Source organism: Streptomyces achromogenes subsp. achromogenes (genome assembly GCF_000720835.1).
GTDB classification, from domain to species: domain Bacteria; phylum Actinomycetota; class Actinomycetes; order Streptomycetales; family Streptomycetaceae; genus Streptomyces; species Streptomyces achromogenes.
Map to the genome: position 1 here is coordinate 39,145 of NZ_JODT01000003.1, position 16,636 is coordinate 55,780.

The 16,636-nt window shown below is 72.2% G+C and carries 18 protein-coding genes; 6 read left to right on the plus strand and 12 right to left on the minus strand.

What is annotated here, in order from left to right; genetic code table 11:
- Positions 1-80 precede the first annotated feature (80 nt).
- Together IH25_RS0103655 and IH25_RS0103660 are read left to right on the plus strand one after the other, a co-directional pair.
- Positions 81-509, plus strand: coding sequence for an SsgA family sporulation/cell division regulator (locus IH25_RS0103655; protein WP_030602723.1), 429 nt, complete (start codon positions 81-83; stop codon positions 507-509).
- A 116-nt stretch (positions 510-625) separates the two neighbouring features.
- A complete protein-coding gene (locus tag IH25_RS0103660) occupies positions 626-1,255 on the plus strand; it encodes a DUF2238 domain-containing protein (RefSeq protein ID WP_037654348.1) in 630 nt (209 codons plus the stop codon).
- Positions 1,256-1,336: 81 nt separating this feature from the next.
- On the opposite strand, the gene IH25_RS0103665 is transcribed toward IH25_RS0103660, so the two are convergent.
- The gene (locus IH25_RS0103665; RefSeq protein ID WP_245172682.1) at positions 1,337-2,299 is read right to left on the minus strand and encodes a protein NO VEIN domain-containing protein; all 963 of its coding nucleotides are present in this window, start codon (positions 2,297-2,299) and stop codon (positions 1,337-1,339) included.
- A 410-nt stretch (positions 2,300-2,709) separates the two neighbouring features.
- Between IH25_RS0103665 and IH25_RS0103670 the strand changes: the two genes are divergently transcribed.
- Positions 2,710-4,521: a DNA/RNA helicase domain-containing protein gene (locus IH25_RS0103670; RefSeq protein WP_157846938.1), complete on the plus strand. Its 1,812-nt coding sequence runs from the start codon at positions 2,710-2,712 to the stop codon at positions 4,519-4,521.
- A 50-nt stretch (positions 4,522-4,571) separates the two neighbouring features.
- Here the strand turns inward: IH25_RS0103670 and IH25_RS0103675 are convergent, their stop codons facing one another.
- The 5 genes from IH25_RS0103675 to IH25_RS0103695 all read right to left on the minus strand — a co-directional run bounded on the left by IH25_RS0103675 (position 4,572) and on the right by IH25_RS0103695 (position 9,964).
- Positions 4,572-5,066, minus strand: coding sequence for a DUF6328 family protein (locus tag IH25_RS0103675; RefSeq protein WP_030602738.1), 495 nt, complete (start codon positions 5,064-5,066; stop codon positions 4,572-4,574).
- Between the two features lie 67 nt (positions 5,067-5,133).
- A complete protein-coding gene (locus IH25_RS0103680) occupies positions 5,134-6,117 on the minus strand; it encodes an aldo/keto reductase (protein WP_030602740.1) in 984 nt (327 codons plus the stop codon).
- A 49-nt stretch (positions 6,118-6,166) separates the two neighbouring features.
- Positions 6,167-7,711, minus strand: coding sequence for an AMP-binding protein (locus IH25_RS0103685; protein WP_030602742.1), 1,545 nt, complete (start codon positions 7,709-7,711; stop codon positions 6,167-6,169).
- 89 nt (positions 7,712-7,800) lie between these two features.
- A complete protein-coding gene (locus IH25_RS0103690) occupies positions 7,801-8,688 on the minus strand; it encodes a LysR family transcriptional regulator (RefSeq protein WP_030602746.1) in 888 nt (295 codons plus the stop codon).
- Between the two features lie 79 nt (positions 8,689-8,767).
- Complete coding sequence (locus IH25_RS0103695) at positions 8,768-9,964, minus strand: FAD-dependent monooxygenase (protein ID WP_037654319.1); 1,197 nt, start codon at positions 9,962-9,964, stop codon at positions 8,768-8,770.
- A gap of 330 nt (positions 9,965-10,294) precedes the next feature.
- On the opposite strand from IH25_RS0103695, the gene melC1 reads away from it, so the two are divergent.
- Both melC1 and melC2 read left to right on the plus strand, forming a co-directional pair.
- Positions 10,295-10,675 carry an apotyrosinase chaperone MelC1 gene (melC1, locus tag IH25_RS0103700; RefSeq protein WP_030602754.1) on the plus strand — a complete coding sequence of 127 codons (381 nt, stop codon included), beginning with the start codon at positions 10,295-10,297 and terminating at the stop codon, positions 10,673-10,675.
- A gap of 34 nt (positions 10,676-10,709) precedes the next feature.
- The gene (gene melC2 / locus IH25_RS0103705; RefSeq protein ID WP_030602757.1) at positions 10,710-11,531 is read left to right on the plus strand and encodes a tyrosinase MelC2; all 822 of its coding nucleotides are present in this window, start codon (positions 10,710-10,712) and stop codon (positions 11,529-11,531) included.
- Here the strand turns inward: melC2 and IH25_RS0103710 are convergent, their stop codons facing one another.
- The 4 genes from IH25_RS0103710 to IH25_RS0103725 form a co-directional block, all read right to left on the minus strand.
- Entirely contained in the window at positions 11,532-12,260 is a 729-nt protein-coding gene (locus IH25_RS0103710; RefSeq protein WP_030602760.1) for a ribonuclease H family protein, read from the minus strand.
- Between the two features lie 34 nt (positions 12,261-12,294).
- A complete protein-coding gene (locus IH25_RS0103715; protein WP_030602764.1) occupies positions 12,295-13,089 on the minus strand; it encodes a VOC family protein in 795 nt (264 codons plus the stop codon).
- A gap of 103 nt (positions 13,090-13,192) precedes the next feature.
- Complete coding sequence (locus IH25_RS0103720) at positions 13,193-13,672, minus strand: VOC family protein (protein ID WP_030602766.1); 480 nt, start codon at positions 13,670-13,672, stop codon at positions 13,193-13,195.
- Positions 13,673-13,840: 168 nt separating this feature from the next.
- Positions 13,841-14,233 carry a helix-turn-helix domain-containing protein gene (locus IH25_RS0103725; RefSeq protein ID WP_030602768.1) on the minus strand — a complete coding sequence of 131 codons (393 nt, stop codon included), beginning with the start codon at positions 14,231-14,233 and terminating at the stop codon, positions 13,841-13,843.
- 293 nt (positions 14,234-14,526) lie between these two features.
- Between IH25_RS0103725 and IH25_RS0103730 the strand changes: the two genes are divergently transcribed.
- The gene (locus IH25_RS0103730; protein ID WP_030602769.1) at positions 14,527-15,417 is read left to right on the plus strand and encodes an RNA polymerase sigma factor SigF; all 891 of its coding nucleotides are present in this window, start codon (positions 14,527-14,529) and stop codon (positions 15,415-15,417) included.
- Between the two features lie 141 nt (positions 15,418-15,558).
- Here the strand turns inward: IH25_RS0103730 and IH25_RS0103735 are convergent, their stop codons facing one another.
- On the minus strand, positions 15,559-16,011 hold the full coding sequence (locus IH25_RS0103735; RefSeq protein WP_030602771.1) for an ATP-binding protein: 453 nt from the start codon (positions 16,009-16,011) through the stop codon (positions 15,559-15,561).
- Positions 16,012-16,210: 199 nt separating this feature from the next.
- Positions 16,211-16,621 (minus strand): hypothetical protein, encoded by a 411-nt coding sequence (locus tag IH25_RS0103740; protein ID WP_030602776.1) that lies wholly within the window; start codon positions 16,619-16,621, stop codon positions 16,211-16,213.
- Positions 16,622-16,636 lie beyond the last annotated feature (15 nt).

Here is a 16,636-nt window from a genome sequence, read left to right on the forward strand (position 1 = left end):
AATCAGCCACTTGGGTGAGCATCCTGGGCGATGTCGGGGTACTAGAGGTCTCTACGCCGATCGTCTGCCGGAGGCCCCGCGTGAACCCGTTCGTGCACAAGACCCTGGTGGTGCAGCTTCTCGCGCCCGGCACCGGGCGGTGCCCGGTGCTGGCCCACCTCGGCTACGCCGCCGACGACCCGTTCGCCGTCACCGCCGTCTTCGCCCACGACGGCCGGGTGCTGGCCTGCTGGCGGCTGGACCGGGAGATGCTCTCCGCGGGCCTGGCCGGACCGGTCGGCGAGGGCGACGTACGGCTGCGGCCGCAGGGCAGCGGGCCGTGCCACGAGCTGCGGCTGGAGTTCCTCGGGGACAGCAGGCCGGACGGCAGCCGGCACCGCGCGGTGGTGCTGGCGTGGGCGCCCGCGGTGGCGGCCTTCCTGCGCGAGACGCACCAGGTCGTGCCGCCGGGCCGGGAGCAAATGGACGTGGACGAGCTGCTGGCGGAGATCCTCTCCGGGGCTGAGTAGCCGTACTCATGTCCGGCCGCCCGGCCCGGCGCCACCATGGGGGCTCTACGACGCCTCAGGCAAGGAGCCCCACCGTGACCGCAGTGCACCCCGCCCCGCTCCGGGCGCCGCGCCGTGTGCCGCCCTCCGTCTTCGCCGGGGTGGTGGCCACGGCGCTGGCCGTGTCGGCGGTCGGCGCGCACGACCGCACCACCTGGTTCCTGGAGACGGTGTGGGCGCTGGTGGGGCTGCCGCTGGTGGTACTGGCCTGGCGGCGCTTCCCGCTCACCGGACTGCTGTGCGGGCTGCTCACCGCGCACGCGCTGGTCCTCGCGGTCGGCGGGCACTACACGTACGCGCAGGTGCCGCTGGGCGACTGGGTGCGCGACACCTTCAACCTGGACCGCAACCCGTACGACCGTTTCGGGCACCTCATGCAGGGCTTCGTCCCCGCCGTGCTGATCCGCGAACTGCTGTGGCGCACCTCACCGTTGCGCGGCAGCCGCTGGCTCGCACCGCTCACCGTGTGCGCCTGCATGGCCTTCAGCGCCTGCTTCGAACTGCTGGAGTGGCTGGCGGCCGAGATCGCCGGCCACGGCGCGGACGCCTTCCTCGCGACCCAGGGCGATGTCTGGGACACCCAGTGGGACATGCTCTGCGCCCTGACCGGCGCCCTGCTCTCCCTGCCCCTGCTCAGCCGCCTCCACGACCACCACCTCGAATCCCTGCCGAGCCCCGCACCCGCTCGTAGGGAGGCCCGCACCTAGGCGGCCCGGTCGCGGGCCGCCCGCGGGCCGGAGGAAGAGGCATCGCGGTGACACTCCGGACCCGCGGCCGGGCCCCCTCGGTCAGTCGCTGGTCAACGGCAGGCGGTACTCGTACCGCCGGGGCCTGAGGTCCTGCTCGGCCGGTTCCCAGTCCAGGTAGTGGCTGACCTCCCCGCCGCTGGTGGCGTACGTGTGCGTGTCGAGCGTGATGTCGCTGACGACGTACAGATCCACCGTGGTCTCCTTGTCGCGGGCGTGGAGCACCTCGTTGATGGTCAGTTCGACGCTGGTGGGCGCGCCGGTGGTGCCCTTGACCTCCACGTGGCGCTCTTCGGTGCCGCGCGTGCAGCGCAGGTCGTACGGCTTGCCGAGGCGATCCACCGTCCAGCCCTCGGCCTCGTAGTGGGCGACAGCCATGTCTTCGGCGTGCAGTTCGATCGCCTTGCGCTTCTTGGGATCGGATATGTAGCCGGCGCCACGGCGTCGGCGCTGGGGCTTCTTCTTCCCCTCCACCTGGTCGCCGGTGAAGCCGGGGGACTTGTCCAGCGGGACATTCTCCGGCTCGTCGGCGGCGACCGGGATGCCCGCGAGGTCCAGCAGTGGCAGGACCGGCATGTCGACGAGCTTGCCCATGCCGCGATCGGTTCCGGAGCGGCGGATCGCATCGCTTCCGGCCTCGGTCAACGGCCCTTCGGGACCCAGTGGTACGTCATGAAGCACCGCCAAGGGCTCGATACCGAAGCGGAGCGGATACTTCACGCGCATCTCCGCCTCTTCATCCGGCCAGTGCGGCGCATGACCGGTGTAGAAGCCCTTCCGGACCTCGAAGAGGTAGAGGGTCGCCGTACCCGTAAGCCACTGCTCGAGTTGAACCCGCGGCGACGCACCCGTCGCCAGCACGGCGAACCGCGGCTGCGCCCCCTCGTACTCGGCCTTGGACTCGGGGAACCCCCACGAGCGCGTCTCGATTCCATGCACCAAGTTCCGCTGCGCCTCGGTGCTTTGACCCACGTGAACCATCACGAACTGCGAAGCCTTCGTCATGCAGTTCATCATAAAATCCCACTTATACAGTGCTCTATAGCGGGGTGCTTGACGGCGGTCTCCCCTGTCCGGAGCTTCGGACGCCAACGGCCGGACGAGGCAAGTCCGCTGACGAGGTGAGGACACAGGAGCCCGGAAGAGACGGGCAGGGCCCGTCCAGGGAAGTGTGCGAACGAAGGGGATGGAACATGGACGAACTGAAGCCGGCTGTCGCACCGTCCCGCGATGCGGCAGACGCGGAACCGCCGGTGGCCGACCGGGCGGTGTCCATGGCAGCGCGGTCGGGTGTGGCATGCGCTGCCGCGGGGCGGGCACGAGAGCTTGCCGACGAGTTGAAGAACCGCTCGTTCATCGACCGGTGCGTCGCGCGGTACCGGGCAGCGGGGTTCGGTGATCCCGGCGAGGCGGAAGTGCGTGCCTGGCGCCGGTCATGGCCGCCGCTGCTGGAAGCACTGGTGCGGGCGGAACTGTCGGATGTGCAGGTGTACCTGGAGTACGGAACCCCGGGCGGAGGCCGACGCCTGGACGCGTTGCTGGTCGGCACCGGACCCGACGGGGACATAGTCCTGGTGGTGGTCGAGCTCAAGCAGTGGCATCAGTACCGCGTCCTCGACCAGGAGCGGGTGATGCGCGACGACGGGCAGGTAACAGTCCACCCCGTGTTCCAGGTCGCGTCCTACCGGAGCTTCTTCCGGCACTGGCGGCCGCGGAAGGCCCCGCGGCTGGATGTGCGCGCCGTGGTGTTGCTGCACAACGCCACCGCCGCCGAGGCCCGGCCGCTGCGGCCGGACGCACCCGCGGTCGCCGACATCCCGGTGCTCAGCGGCGAGGACCTGTCCGCGCCCGCCGGGACACTGGCAGGACTGCTGGGGTGCGGGGATCTCCGCGCTCCGTCCAGCGATGACGTAGCCGCTTTCGAGGGCATCCGGTGGACACCCTCCACCCGGCTGCTGGACCACGTCGGCTCCGTCCTCGAGGGCAGCGTCGCGTTCGCGCTGGTGGGAGATCAGCAGGAAGCTTTCGTACGGCTCCGTGCCGCTGCCAACCGCTACCTGCGCACGCTTTCCACCGACGGGCGTCGGGCACCGGACAGCCGGGGCGGGAGGACCGGCGGCGCCGTTGTCACGGTCAGCGGCGGCCCGGGCAGCGGCAAGACGGCCCTCGCCGTGCGGCTGCTGGGCCACCTCATGCGCGCCCACCCCTCCTCCCGTCCCCGCTTCATCACCCCCTCCGGCACGCTGCGCGCCCACCTTCTGGACGCCACCCGCGATCACAACGCCGCCCGCGAACTGTTCCCCGCGTCCAGTGCGATGCGCAGCGTGGCGCGGCAGACCGGCACGCTCGTCATCGACGAGGCACAGCGCGTCAAGCGAGGTGGCGCGCGTGGACTGCCGCAGGACTTGGCCGCGGTGGTGGATCACGTACCGCTGGCCGTGATCTTCCTGGACGAACGGCAGATCATCCGCCCCGACGAAGGCACCACCATCGAAGAGATCGGGGCCGCCGTCCGTGCCGTGGGCCGGACCCACCATCACCTGGAGCTGACCGGCTCCTTCCGGTGCGGCGGCTCAGCCGCGTACACCGCCTGGGTCGACGCCCTGCTGTACGGCAGGCCCGTCCCCTGGACCGGGCACGCCGGCTACGACCTCGGGCTGTGCGACGACCCCTTCCAACTCCAGGAGTGGGTCGAGCACGCCACCGCCGCGGGGTACACCGCCCGCACGACCGCCGGGTTCTGCTGGCCCTGGACCCGCAACCGCCCCCGCGGCGCCACCGCCCTCCCCCACGACATCGAGATACAGATCCCCGCCGGCCCCTCCACACCCGCCCGGACCTGGCGCGCCGCCTGGAACGCCGACACCGTCCTCACGGACCCCCACGACGGCCGCGTCCTCGCCCCTCGCAGCCAGCTCTGGGCCAGTCACTCCGGCGGGCACCAGCAGATCGGCTGCATCTACACCGCCCAGGGCCTCGAATACCACCACTCCGGCGTCATCATCGGCCCCGACCTCGTCTGGGACAACGGCCACTGGCAGGGCCGCCCCGATCAGAGCGACGACCGCCAGCTGCGCGATCTCACCCCTCAGCAGTACTTGCGCTATGCCCTCAACACCTACCGCGTCCTGCTCACCCGCGGCACCCACGCCACCCGCGTCCACGCCACCGACGCCGCCACCCATCGCATGCTGCAGACACTGATCCGCCCCGCGGCCGCCACCTGACCCGGAGCTTCCTCGAGCACGACGGCTGCCTGACCGACGAGGCCGGACCTCTAGTCCCCCGACCCACCCGAGTTCCGCCGCCGGGCCCACAAGGGCAGGGCGTACCAGCACAGGACGTACCAGGCTACGACGGCCGTCACCAGGTAGGGCACATAGCCGTCGTGGGTGGCCACGCGGAGGATGAGGAGCAGGGACGAGGTCATCGTGGCGAGCAGGAGGGCGAGGCCGACCAGGGTCATGCGGGAGGCCAGCCGTACCGCCCGCGGTTTGACGCGGTGGCCGGAGACCAGGCGGTGCAGGGACACCGGTCCGATGAGGGCGCCGGTGGCGCAGGCTCCCATGACGACGGTCACGATGTAGATCACCTGGTCGGTGTCGGCCAGGCGGGCGTACTTCGGCTGGAAGACCACGGTCAGCAGGAAGCCGAACAGGATCTGTACGCCCGTCTGTGCGACCCGGACCTCCTGGATGAGTTCGGTCCACATCCGGTCGGCCCGCTCCTCCTCGGTTTCGTCGCGCCCTGTGCGCCGCCCATCTCGCGTCATGCGGTGCCGTGTAACCGTCCGTCTGTTCGTTAAACGGGCGGCGGGCGGCGCGGGTCCGTACGGGGTGCTACCAGCGGTGTTCGACCTGGTCCTTGATCCGGCGGTCGTAGAGCTCGCGGATCGCGGTGACCGTCTGCGGCGGCAGCGGCGGCAGTTTGGCCGCGGCGGCGTTGGCGCGGGCCTGCTCCGGGTCGCGGGCGCCGGGAATCACGGTGGTGACACCCTCCTGCTCGATGATCCAGCGCAGCGCGAGCTGGGCCGGGGTGTAGCCCTCGGGTGTCAGCGCGGCGAACTCGGCGGCGGCCTCCACCCCGGTGGCGTAGTCGACCCCGGAGAAGGTCTCGCCCTGGTCGAACGCCTCGCCGTGCCGGTTGTAGGTGCGGTGGTCGTCGGCCGCGAACACCGTGTCCTTGGTGTACTTCCCGGACAGTAGCCCGGAGGCGAGCGGGACCCGCGCGATGATGCCGACGCCGGCCTCGCGGGCGGCGGGCACCACCTCGTGCAGCGGCTTCATGCGGAACGGGTTGAGGATGATCTGCACGCTGGCCACACCCGGCCGGGCGATCGCGGTGAGCGCCTGCTCACAGGTCTCCACGCTCACCCCGTAGGCGGCGACGCGCTCCTCCGCCACCAGAGTGTCCAGGGCGTCGAACACCTCGTCGGAGGAGTAGACCGGGGTGGGCGGGCAGTGCAGCTGCACCAGGTCGATGCGGTCGACGCCGAGGTTGCGGCGCGAACGGTCGTTCCACGCGCGGAAGTTGTCCAGGACGTAGTTCTGCGGGATCTGCTCCACGCGGCGGCCCATCTTGGTGGCCACGAGGACGTGCAGGTCGGGCCGCCCGCGCAGGAAGGAGGCGATGGTCTGCTCGCTGCGCCCGTCGCCGTACACGTCGGCCGTGTCGAAGAAGGTCACCCCGGCCTCGGCCGCCGCCTCGAGGACGGACAGGGCCACCTTGTCGTCCACATCGCCCCAGTCGGCGCCCAGCTGCCATGTGCCGAGCCCGACCACCGATGCCCACTGACCCGACCTGCCGATCACACGTTCGTCCATGGCCTCAGTGTGTCATCCGGTACGGCATCACGTGCACTTGACGGGCCGGTCAGCCGGTCAGCAGGGTGCGCAGCTGCCGCTTGTCCGGTTTGCCCGCCGCCGTCAGCGGGATGTCCGGCACCAGGTGCAGGGTGTCGGGGGCGTAGAGGCGCCCCTTGCGGGCGGTGACGAAGTCCCGGATCTCCTCCAGCGTGGGCCGCTGTCCGGCGGCGGGCACCACGGCGGCGTGGACGTGTTCCACCGCGTCGTCGTCCCGGCTGCCGAACACCGCGCACCGGCCGACGGCGGGGTGGCCGAGCAGCAGTTCCTCCAGCTCCGCCGGGTAGACGTGGCCCCCGACGACCACGATCATCTCCTTGATCCGGTCCACCAGGTAGAGGTAGCCATCCTCGTCGAGATAGCCGACGTCGCCGGTGTGCACCCAGCCGTCCCGCAGCACCTCGGCGGTCAGCTCCGGCTGCTTCCAGTAGCCGCCCATCACGTAGGGCGAGCGCACCCGCACCTCGCCCCACTGCCCGGGCGGCAGGGTGGTGCCGTCGGCGTCCCGGATCGCGATCTCCACGCCCGGCAGGGCCCGGCCGACCGTCAGCTGGCCGCCGCGGCCGGTCACCTCCTGCTCGTCGGGGCCCGTCTCGGTGATGAGCTGGGTCTCGGCCTGCCCGTACATGCCGTGCAGCACCGGCCCGAGGACCCGGGCGGCCTGCCGCATCCGGGCCGGTGAGGCGGGCGTGCCGCCGTAGCTGATCCGGCGCAGCGCGGACAGGTCGGTGCGGGGCAGGTCGGGGTGGTCCAGGAGCCGGTAGAGCAGGGGCGGCAGCAGCCAGGTGTGGGTGACGCGTTCGCGCTGGATCGTGGCCAGCACGTCCCCGGGCTCGAAGCCGTGCCGCAGCACCACCGAGCCGCCCTGGTACAGCGCCAGGTCGGCGAAGATCCCGGCGAGATGGGCGAGGGCGGTGCAGGCCAGGAAGCGGGGCGGGTCGCCGGCGACCGCGAATCCCTGGTCCATGCCCAGCCGGTAGGCGCCGTGGGTCATGCGGATGCCCTTGGGAACGCCGGTGGTGCCGCCGGTGTGCCGGACGCACCAGTCGTCGTCGGGGCCCACCCGGCCGCCCATCGGCCGGGCCGGGTGCCGGGCCGCCGCGGCGAGCACGTCCTCCGTGTCACCGTCCGGCCCCAGCCACAGGGCTTCGGGGGTGCCGGGGAGCCGGGACAGCTGCAGTGCCGCCTCCGGCTGCCGGTCGTCCACCAGCAGCAGGGTGCAGTCCACGCTCGCCATCACCTGCGCCATGACCGGCGGGCTCATGCCCTCGTAGAGGACGACCACCCGGGCGCCGGCCAGGTTGGCGGCGTAGCGGGCCACCAGGGCCTCCGCGGTGTTGCCGGTGAGCAGGGTGACCGTGGTTCCGCGGCCGACCCCGCGGCCGGCCAGTTCCCAGGCGAGCCGGTGCACCTGGTCCCGGAACTCGCCGGCGCCGACCACCCGTCCCTCGGCGGTGGTGACCGCCGCCCGTGACGGCCGGTCGGACAGCACGTCGAGGACGGCCTCCACGTAGCTGCGGAATCCGGCCCCCGCGGGGGCGTGTCGCTCGCTCATGGCTGTTCTCCCTCGTCTTCAAGCGGTGGGCACGGTGTGACGCTAACGGGGAGGTCTGCCTGCCTTCCACGACCGGTTCGGCCATGTGTTCATGGCGCGGGGGACATGAGCCGTTCCCGGGCCAGCCGGCGGAAGTCCCGGGCTGCGGGCGAGAGATAGGCGTTCTGCCGCCACACCAGAGTCAGCGTGCGGTGACAGTCCGGGGCGTCCAGCCGCAGCCAGGCCACCGGTCCGTCCTCGCCGATGGCCCGCCGGGCGACGGCCGGCAGCAGGCACAGGCCGAGTCCGGCACCGACCAGCTCCGGCGTGGCGGCCGCCTCGTCCCCCTCGCAGACCACCCGGGGGGTGAGCCCCTCGCGGGCGAACAACCGCTCCAGCAGGGCCCGTTGCCAGTGGCCGGCGCGGGTGCTGACGAAGTCCTCGCCGGCCAGCTCGGCCACCGCGACGCTCCCCCGGCCGGCCAGCGGATGCCCGGTCGGCACGGCCAACAGCACCTCTTCGCGGGCCAGTTCCAGCGTGGACAGCCCGGGTCCGGCAAGCGGCTGGGAGGCGATGGCGAAGTCCACCTCGGCCGCGCGCAGATGCCGGTGCATGGCGTCCACCGGGGCCTGGAACAGGCGTACCCGCACCCCGGGCCGCAGCGCGCGGAAGGCGGACAGCACGCCGGACAGCTGGAGCAGGGTCTCGGCGGCCACGGCGACACGGCCGGGGCCGGGCCCGGCGGCGTCGGCCAACTCCCGCCGTGCGTCGTCGAGTTCCGCCAGCGCCCGGTCGACCCGGGCCAGGAAGGCGGCGCCGTGGTCGTTGAGCCGTATGCGGCGGCCCTGACGGTCGAACAGCGGGACGCCGAGTTCGGTTTCGAGCCGGAGGATGGTCCGGCTCACCGACGGCTGGGCGACCCGTAGTTCCTCGGCGGCCCGGCTGATGTGCTGGTGCCGGGCGACGGCCTGGAAGTAGCGCAGGGACAGCAGATCCATGCCGGTAGTGTCACCGGACCGCGAGCAATCGCCGCGCCGGGCGGCCCAGAGCGGGTTGTGCGGCCGCGCCGGTGACCGGTCAGCGGGGGCGCTCGGTGCGGGCGTGCAGGGCGCGGGCGGCGCGGGGGCCGAGCCAGCGCTTGAACCTGCGCAGGGGCTCCAGCCGTCCGGCCGCCTTGTCCAGGCCGTAGTACAGCTGCGGCGGGACGTACGGCAGCAGGGGTGAGTGGCGCTGGCCGAGCAGGGCGAACATCCGGTGCGGGGGCAGGTGGATGTAGCGGGGCAGGTTCTCGTACCAGCGGGCGCTGTAGCGGGCGGCGCTCTGCGCGGACAGCAGTGCGGTCCGGCGCCGGCGCTCGTAGACGGTGAGCGCCTCGGGCAGGGGGTGCGCGCGCAGGGCGTCGGCCAGGCACATGGCGTCCTCCAGGGCGAGGGTGGTGCCGGCGCCGATGGAGTAGTGGGTGGTGTGGGCGGCGTCGCCGAGCAGGACCACGTTGCCGCCGTGCCAGGTGCGGTTGGTGAGGGTGCGGAAGGTTCCCCAGGAGGCGCCGGGGCGGGCGACGAGGGGGTGGCCGTCCAGGACGCGGGCGAAGAGCTTCTCCAGCAGGGCGAGGCTCTCGGCGGTGCCGGTCCGGTCCAGCCCGAGACCGGTGAGGGTCTGCGGGGAGCACTCGACGACACAGGTGCTGTGGTCGCCGCTGTAGCCGTAGCCGTAGGCCCAGATCCAGCCGTGCGCGGTCTCGGTGAAGGCGAAGGTGAAGGCGTCGAAGACCTTGGTGGTGCCGAGCCAGAGGTAGGGGTTGCGGCCCGGGGTGAGGCGGGTGCCGAAGTGCTCGGCGCGGCGGGTGCGCAGGGCGCTGTGGACGCCGTCGGCCGCGACGACGAGGTCGGCGCCGGCGGGCGGCCGGGCCGGCGCGCTCTCGTACTCCAGACGGACGCCGAGGGCGCGGGCCCGGGCGGCGAGCAGGGCGAGCAGCCGGTGCCGGCCGATGCCGAAGCCCTCGTCGCCGTGGTGCCGGGTGGTCAGGCCGCCGACGTGGGCGACGCCGTCCGTCCACCGCACGGAGTGCGCCTCGACGGCGCGGGCGGTCTCGGGGTCGTAGGCCTGGAGCCGGTCGAGCAGGCCGCGCCAGTACGTCACGCCCCAGCCGTAGGTGGAGCCCTCGGGGTCGCGTTCGTGGACGGTGATGTCGTGGCCCGGGTCCTGCCGCTTGAGCAGGAGGGCGAGACAGAGGCCGGCGGGCCCGCCGCCGACGCAGACGACCTTCACACGCACACCCCTGACAGTCACCACATGTGCCCGGACGGAACCGGAGGGTAGCAGGGCGGCGCCGCGTGATCGCGTCAGTCTGGAGGGGTGAGCCGCGCCACTCGGCCGGACCGCCCCCGGAAAGGATCAAGGAAAACCGGGGCGCCCCGGCAAGGAATTCCCCGTTCCGGTACGGATCGGAGCACCACCCCAGCAAGATCATCTTTGTTGAACCCTGTATGACATGTGGCTAATTGTCCGGATCGCAGCCAACCGGTTCCGGCGGATTTCTTCCGCTCCGGGTGCTGTCGATAGGCATGCGTCGTCACCAAATCTTCACTCTTCCGGAGGACCCGCATGCCCGAGATCACCCGGCGCCGCGCGCTCACCGCGGCAGCCGCCGTCGCCGCGACGGCCTCGGTGGCCGTCACCCTCGCCGCCCCCGCCGCGTCGGCCGCCGGCCATCACGAGCCCGCCGCGCCCGACTCCTTCGACGAGGTCTACAAGGGCCGCCGGATACAAGGCCGTCCGGCGGACGGCGGCGCGCACCACCACGAACACGGCGGCGGATACGAGGTGTTCATCGACGGCGTGCGGCTGCACGTGATGCGCAACGCCGACGGCAGCTGGATCAGCGTGGTCAGCCACTACGACCCGGTGCCCACCCCGCGCGCCGCCGCCCGTGCCGCGGTGGACGAGCTGCAGGGCGCCCCCCTGCTGCCGTTCCCCGCCAACTGACCACCCCAGCAAGGACTTCGGAGCACCGCGCACCATGACCGTACGCAAGAACCAGGCCACCCTGACCGCCGACGAGAAGCGCCGGTTCGTCGCCGCCGTTCTCGAACTCAAGCGCAACGGACGCTACGACGAGTTCGTCCGCACGCACAACGAGTTCATCATGTCGGACACCGACAGCGGGGAGCGGACCGGCCACCGCTCCCCCTCGTTCCTGCCCTGGCACCGCAGATTCCTGCTCGACTTCGAACAGGCGCTGCAGTCCGTGGACTCCTCCGTCACGCTGCCGTACTGGGACTGGACCGCCGACCGCACCGTGCGGGCCTCCCTGTGGGCCCCGGACTTCCTCGGCGGCACCGGGCGCAGCACCGACGGCCGGGTGATGGACGGGCCGTTCGCCGCCTCCACGGGCAACTGGCCGGTCAACGTGCGCGTCGACGGCCGGACGTTCCTGCGCCGCTCGCTCGGCGGCAGCGTGGCCGAGCTGCCGACGCGCGCCGAGGTGGAGTCGGTGCTGGCGATATCGGCGTACGACCTGCCGCCGTACAACAGCGCCTCGGAGGGCTTCCGCAACCACCTGGAGGGCTGGCGCGGGGTCAACCTGCACAACAGGGTCCATGTGTGGGTCGGCGGGCAGATGGCCACCGGGGTCTCCCCCAACGACCCCGTGTTCTGGCTGCACCACGCCTACGTCGACAAGCTGTGGGCCGAGTGGCAGCGGCGGCACCCGGACTCCGCGTATGTGCCGACGGGCGGCACGCCGGACGTGGTGGACCTGAACGAGACCATGAAGCCCTGGAACACCGTGCGCCCGGCGGATCTGCTGGACCACACCGCGTACTACACGTTCGACGCCTGATCAGGCCTCGGCGGTACGGCACTCCGGGTGGCCCCAGCCCTGCGCGTTCTTGGCGATCTTCTCGCCGGCCGCGTAGGACCGCCCGCACAGGCAGCGGCCGGGGAACTTGGCCTTGATGGTCCGGGAGGACGAGGACGACGACGAGGCCGACGACGAGGCCGCGCCGGCGCCGGTGCGCCGGGGTGCCTTCCGGCGCGGCGCCCCGGCCGCCGCCGGGGTGTCGGGCGACGGCGGGGGCTCCGGGGAGCCCAGTTCGCTGCCGGCGGACTCCTGGACGGAGGCCGCCTGGCTGGCCGCGCGGTCGGCGAAGTCGTTCAGCGGGTCGCCGTCGACCTGGTGGGCGGGTACGTAGCGGAACTCGACGGACCGGCCGCCGAGGAGTTCGTCGATGCGGACCACCAGGTCCTGGTTGGCGACGGGCTTGCCGGCGGCGGTCTTCCAGCCGTTGCGCTTCCAGCCGGGCAGCCAGGTGGTGACGGCCTTCATCGCGTACTGGGAGTCCATCCGGATCTCCAGCGGCACCTCCGGGTCGACGGCCGCGAGCAGCCGCTCCAGGGCCGTCAGTTCCGCGACGTTGTTGGTGGCCCGGCCGAGCGGGCCCGCCGCCCAGCGGGCGGGGGTCCGCTCGTCGCCGTCCGAGACCACCCACGCCCATCCGGCCGGTCCGGGGTTTCCCTTCGAAGCCCCGTCGCACGCGGCCACCACACGTTCACGCATGCGCTCGATGATGCCATGGCCGCGGGCGGGGCCGTGCCGGGGCCGGTCAGACGTCCCTGATCCCGGGCATCTCTCCCTCGGTGGTGGTGATGTCGATCACCGAGAAGTCGGCGCCCTGCGGGTCGCTGAGCGCCGCGAACCGGCCGAAGGGGCTGCTCATCGGCCCGAAGCGGAGGATGCCGCCGAGTTCGACGGCGCGTGCGACGGCCGCGTCGCAGTCGTCGACGGTGAAGTAGACGTTGATGTACGAGGGCACCTCGGGCGGGAAGTCGTCGGTCATCCGCATCCGGCCGAGGACGGTGTCCTCGCCGATGTCGAACATCCGGAAGTCCACCGCGTCGTCCTCGATCTCCTTCATCCGGTAGGGGAAGACGGAGGCGAGGAAGGCGTCCGCCTGCTCCGGCTCCCTGGTGAAGACCTCGGCCCAGCAGTACGCGCCGGGCGTGGCCGTCGCCTCGAAGCCCTCGTGGGTGCCGGCCTGCCACACGCCGAACACGGCGCCGCTGGGCTCCCGGGCCAGGCACATCGTGCCGAAGTCACCGACCCGCATCGGCTCCAGCAGCACCTCGCCGCCGCTGTCCCGGATCTTGCGGGCGGTGGCCGCGGCGTCCGGCGAGGCGAGGTACAGACACCACTGCGACCGGCCCTCCTGGCCGGGCATGGGCGGGACGACGGCCGCGACGGCCCTGCCGTCGGCGTAGGCCTGGGTGTAGTTGCCGTACTCCGACGAGGACTCGCCGAAGGTCCAGCCGAGGACTTCGCCGTAGAACCGCTTGGCCCCCTCGACATCGCTGAACATCGCGTCGGCCCAACAGGGCGTTCCCTCGGGTTGTACGGCCATGCCGACGGCCCTCCTGGAGTGGTGTGTCCCCGTTTGTTCACGCTAGCCATCCGGGGTCCGGCCCGCGCGCCGAGCCGGATCCCGGGACGGCGCCGGGCCGCCGCTACTCGCCCGCGTACGCCCGCTCCAGCGCGGCCGCGTCCAGCTTGCCCATGCCCATCATGGCGCGCAGGGCGCGTCCGGCCCGCTCCGGGTCCGGGTCGGCGATCATGTCGGGCAGCGGGGCGTAGACGACCTGCCAGGACAGGCCGTACCGGTCCTTGAGCCAGCCGCAGGGGCCGCCCTCGCCGCCCTCGGTCAGTTTCGTCCAGTAGTGGTCGATCTCCTGCTGGCCGGCGCAGTGGATCTGGAAGGAGACGGCCTCGTTGAACGTGAACTCGGGGCCCGCGTCGAGCGCGACGAACCGCTGACCGTTGGCCGTGAACTCCACGGACAGCACGGCACCGGCCGGGCCGGGCCCGCCCTCGGGCCACCGCACGACGCGCTCGATGGCGGAGTCCTTGAAGACGGACACGTAGAAATGCGCGGCCTCCTCCGCCTTGCCGTCGAACCAGAGACAGGTGGTGAACGCGTCGGTGGTCATGAGCGCCTCCCGGGGCGTGGAACGGGTCGGGGAACACGGTCATGGAGGCAGACCGTGCCACGCCCCGGAACTCATCGGCCGGGCCACCGGTTCCTTCGAACAGGTGAAAGATTCCCGCGCGCCGGGGCCCGGCCGGGTGGCCGGACCCCGGTGCGCCCGGTGCCGGGCTCAGGCGGCGAGGCAGAGACCGCGGTACGAGCGGTGCCGCGGGGCCGCCGCCCGGTGGTGGCCGGCCGTACGGCGGGACAGCTCGCCGTGCGCCCGCGCCAGCAGGTCGCCGAGGCTCAGGCCGAGGGCGTGCGCGGCGGCCGCGAGGACCTCGGACGACGCCTCCTTGCGGCCCCGTTCGACCTCCGACAGGTACGGCAGCGAGATCCGCGCCGCGTCGGCCACGTCCTTCAGGGTGCGCTCCTGCTCCCGCCGCTCGCGGCGCAGCACCTCGCCGACAAGATCACGCCACAGTGGCTCCCTGGGGGCGGGCTCGGTCTCCGGCGCCTCGGGGCGGGCCGGCGCCGGTCGCAGGGGGATCACTCGGGCTTCTTCGCTCACCGGGTTGCTCATCCCGTCAGCCTAGGAGCGGTGCCGTCCGGGGCAAGGACCGGGTGTTGCGCCCTGAGGGAAATCCCGGTCCGGACCACGCCCGACCGGCCGTTTCACGCCAGTGCGCAGTGGCGGGGGCATGCGATGCGTCACCATGGGTACCCGGGCCGTGAGCGGCTCCGCGAGCAGGCATGACCCGCCGCATAGCGGGTACTCGCCGGAGACGCTGCCTGGACACTGGAGCCGGCCCCACCGGGTACCGGCCCGGAGGCCGCACAGGGAGACGTCGAACCGTGACTTTCGTGGGAGAGGTAATGGACACCGCCGCCGGGATCCGGCCGGAAGCCGTGGTCGTCGAGCAGACCGAGCAGGACACGACGGGCGAGGGGTCACTGCCTGGCATCACGGACCCGGCGTCCGTCGCCCCGCGCGACGCTCGCGCGCTGTCCCGCCAGTTCTTCCGCCGCCTGGCCGAACTGGAAGAGGGAACGCACGAGTACCAATACGCGCGCAACACACTCATCGAGATGAACATGTCGCTCGTGCGGTTCGCGGCCGGCCGGTTCCGGGGCCGCGGCGACGACATGGAGGACATCGTCCAGACCGGCATGATCGGCCTGATCAAGGCCATCGACCGGTTCGAGCTCTCGCGCGAGGTCGAGTTCACGTCGTTCGCGCTGCCGTACATCGTCGGCGAGATCAAGCGGTTCTTCCGGGACACCACCTGGGCCGTCCACGTGCCGCGCCGGCTCCAGGAGCTGCGGGTGGAGCTGGCCAAGGCGCGCGAGGAGCTGTCCAGCCGGCTGGACCGGGACCCGACGGTGGCGGAGCTGGCCACGCTGATGAACCTCCCCGAGAAGGAGGTGGTCGAGGCCCAGCTGGCCTCGAACGGCTACAACTCCGCCTCCCTGGACGCCGCGCTCACCGGTGACGGTCCCGAGGACGGCGAGGCGGTCCTCGCCGACTTCATCGGTGTGGAGGAGGAGGGGCTGCGGCTCGTCGAGGACTTCCACGCGCTGGCCCCGCTGATGGCGGAGCTGAGCGAACGCGACCGGCAGATCATCCACCTGCGGTTCGTGGAAGAGGCCACCCAGGCCGAGATCGGGGAGCGGCTGGGCTGCTCCCAGATGCACGTCTCCCGGCTGATCAAGCGGATCATCACCCGGCTGCGCCAGGGGATGCTCGGCGAACTGGGCTGCGCCTGACATCCGGGGACCGCGGCAGGTCCGGCCGGGTCCCTCCGCGGGCAGGATGACGCGGGGGGCTCGGCCACGGCGCCTTCACAAGCTTGCCGGAGTCAGCGACTCAACCGGAATCAGCGGCTCAAGTCAGCGACTCAACCGGAATCAGCGGCTCAAGGGGAAGACGGCCCGTACCCGCTTGCCGACCGGAACGCGTTCCACGGTGACCTCGCCGGCCAGCGCGTGCACGATCTCCAGCCCGTGCCGCCCGACGCGCTCGGGATTCTTCGGGAAACGGCGGGGCAGGGCCGTGCTGCTGTCGTACACGGACACCACGACCGAGCCGGCCGTGCCCTCCAGCTCCAGGATGTAGGGGCCTTTGCTGTGCCGGTCGGCGTTGGTGACCAGTTCGCTCACCACCAGCAGCAGCTCGCCGGCGACGCGGTCGTCGACGCCGGCGCACCACTCGGTCCGCAGCTGCTCCAGGAACCGGTCGGCGAAGGCGCGTGCCTCGGCGATGCTGCCGGGCGCGCCGGTGTAGTGCGCCGCGCGCCGCAGCGGCTCCACGGGTACGTCGAAGCCAGTCGGTATCACTTCCCCGCCCAGGTGCTCGGTCATGCTGTTCTCTCTCGGAAAGGCCCGGTGCGGCCGGTCGCCGTCGCTCCAGTCCTCGTACCCCGAGCCCGGTCCGGCAGTCCCTCCGATGCGTTCGCCGACCGCGCACGGGACACCGGTGACGGCGGGGCCTCGCGCGACGCGGTATCCGGCTGCGCGGACAGGGTACCCGGCGGCGCGGACACGGTACCCGGCGCGGCGGTCAGGCGACGGGGACGACGAGCGCCGGTATGGTCCGCTGCATGCGCACCGCGTCGACGGACTCCGCGAGCAGCTCGTACTCGGTGGTGTCGTCGCCGGTCGCGATCCGCACCAGCCTGCCCGCGGCCAGCTCGTCGGCGACCAGCTCCTGCCGGTCCACATCGCCGCACCAGGCGCGCAGGACGGCCGGCACGTCGGGGACGGTGTCCGCGACGGGGACCAGCGCGCCGGGCGGGAAGTGCGCGGCCTCGGGATGGGGGTCGAGCCGGTCGGCGATCCAGTTCGCCCGGTCGCGCAGCCACCACAGGGCGAGCGCGAGCGTGGGGGCCCGGTAGGTGCCGAGCGGTACTCCGATGCGCTGTCCGCCGCAGGTGCCGTACGCGGTGACATGGCACAGGAACTCGTCGTGCATGCGCACTCCCCCGTC

Excerpts from the sequence above, each read along its gene's own strand:
- IH25_RS0103690 (WP_030602746.1), bottom strand. The coding sequence starts at position 8,688 with ATGGATCTGCTGTCCCTGCGCTACTTCCAGGCCGTCGCCCGGCACCAG.
- IH25_RS0103665 (WP_245172682.1), bottom strand. The coding sequence starts at position 2,299 with ATGACGAAGGCTTCGCAGTTCGTGATGGTTCACGTGGGTCAAAGCACC.
- IH25_RS0103740 (WP_030602776.1), bottom strand. The coding sequence starts at position 16,621 with ATGCACGACGAGTTCCTGTGCCATGTCACCGCGTACGGCACCTGCGGC.
- IH25_RS0103675 (WP_030602738.1), bottom strand. The coding sequence starts at position 5,066 with ATGACGCGAGATGGGCGGCGCACAGGGCGCGACGAAACCGAGGAGGAG.
- IH25_RS0103685 (WP_030602742.1), bottom strand. The coding sequence starts at position 7,711 with ATGAGCGAGCGACACGCCCCCGCGGGGGCCGGATTCCGCAGCTACGTG.
- IH25_RS0103735 (WP_030602771.1), bottom strand. The coding sequence starts at position 16,011 with ATGACCGAGCACCTGGGCGGGGAAGTGATACCGACTGGCTTCGACGTA.
- IH25_RS0103725 (WP_030602768.1), bottom strand. The coding sequence starts at position 14,233 with ATGAGCAACCCGGTGAGCGAAGAAGCCCGAGTGATCCCCCTGCGACCG.
- IH25_RS0103720 (WP_030602766.1), bottom strand. The coding sequence starts at position 13,672 with ATGACCACCGACGCGTTCACCACCTGTCTCTGGTTCGACGGCAAGGCG.
- IH25_RS0103715 (WP_030602764.1), bottom strand. The coding sequence starts at position 13,089 with ATGGCCGTACAACCCGAGGGAACGCCCTGTTGGGCCGACGCGATGTTC.
- melC1 (WP_030602754.1), top strand. The coding sequence starts at position 10,295 with ATGCCCGAGATCACCCGGCGCCGCGCGCTCACCGCGGCAGCCGCCGTC.
- IH25_RS0103680 (WP_030602740.1), bottom strand. The coding sequence starts at position 6,117 with ATGGACGAACGTGTGATCGGCAGGTCGGGTCAGTGGGCATCGGTGGTC.
- IH25_RS0103730 (WP_030602769.1), top strand. The coding sequence starts at position 14,527 with ATGGACACCGCCGCCGGGATCCGGCCGGAAGCCGTGGTCGTCGAGCAG.
- melC2 (WP_030602757.1), top strand. The coding sequence starts at position 10,710 with ATGACCGTACGCAAGAACCAGGCCACCCTGACCGCCGACGAGAAGCGC.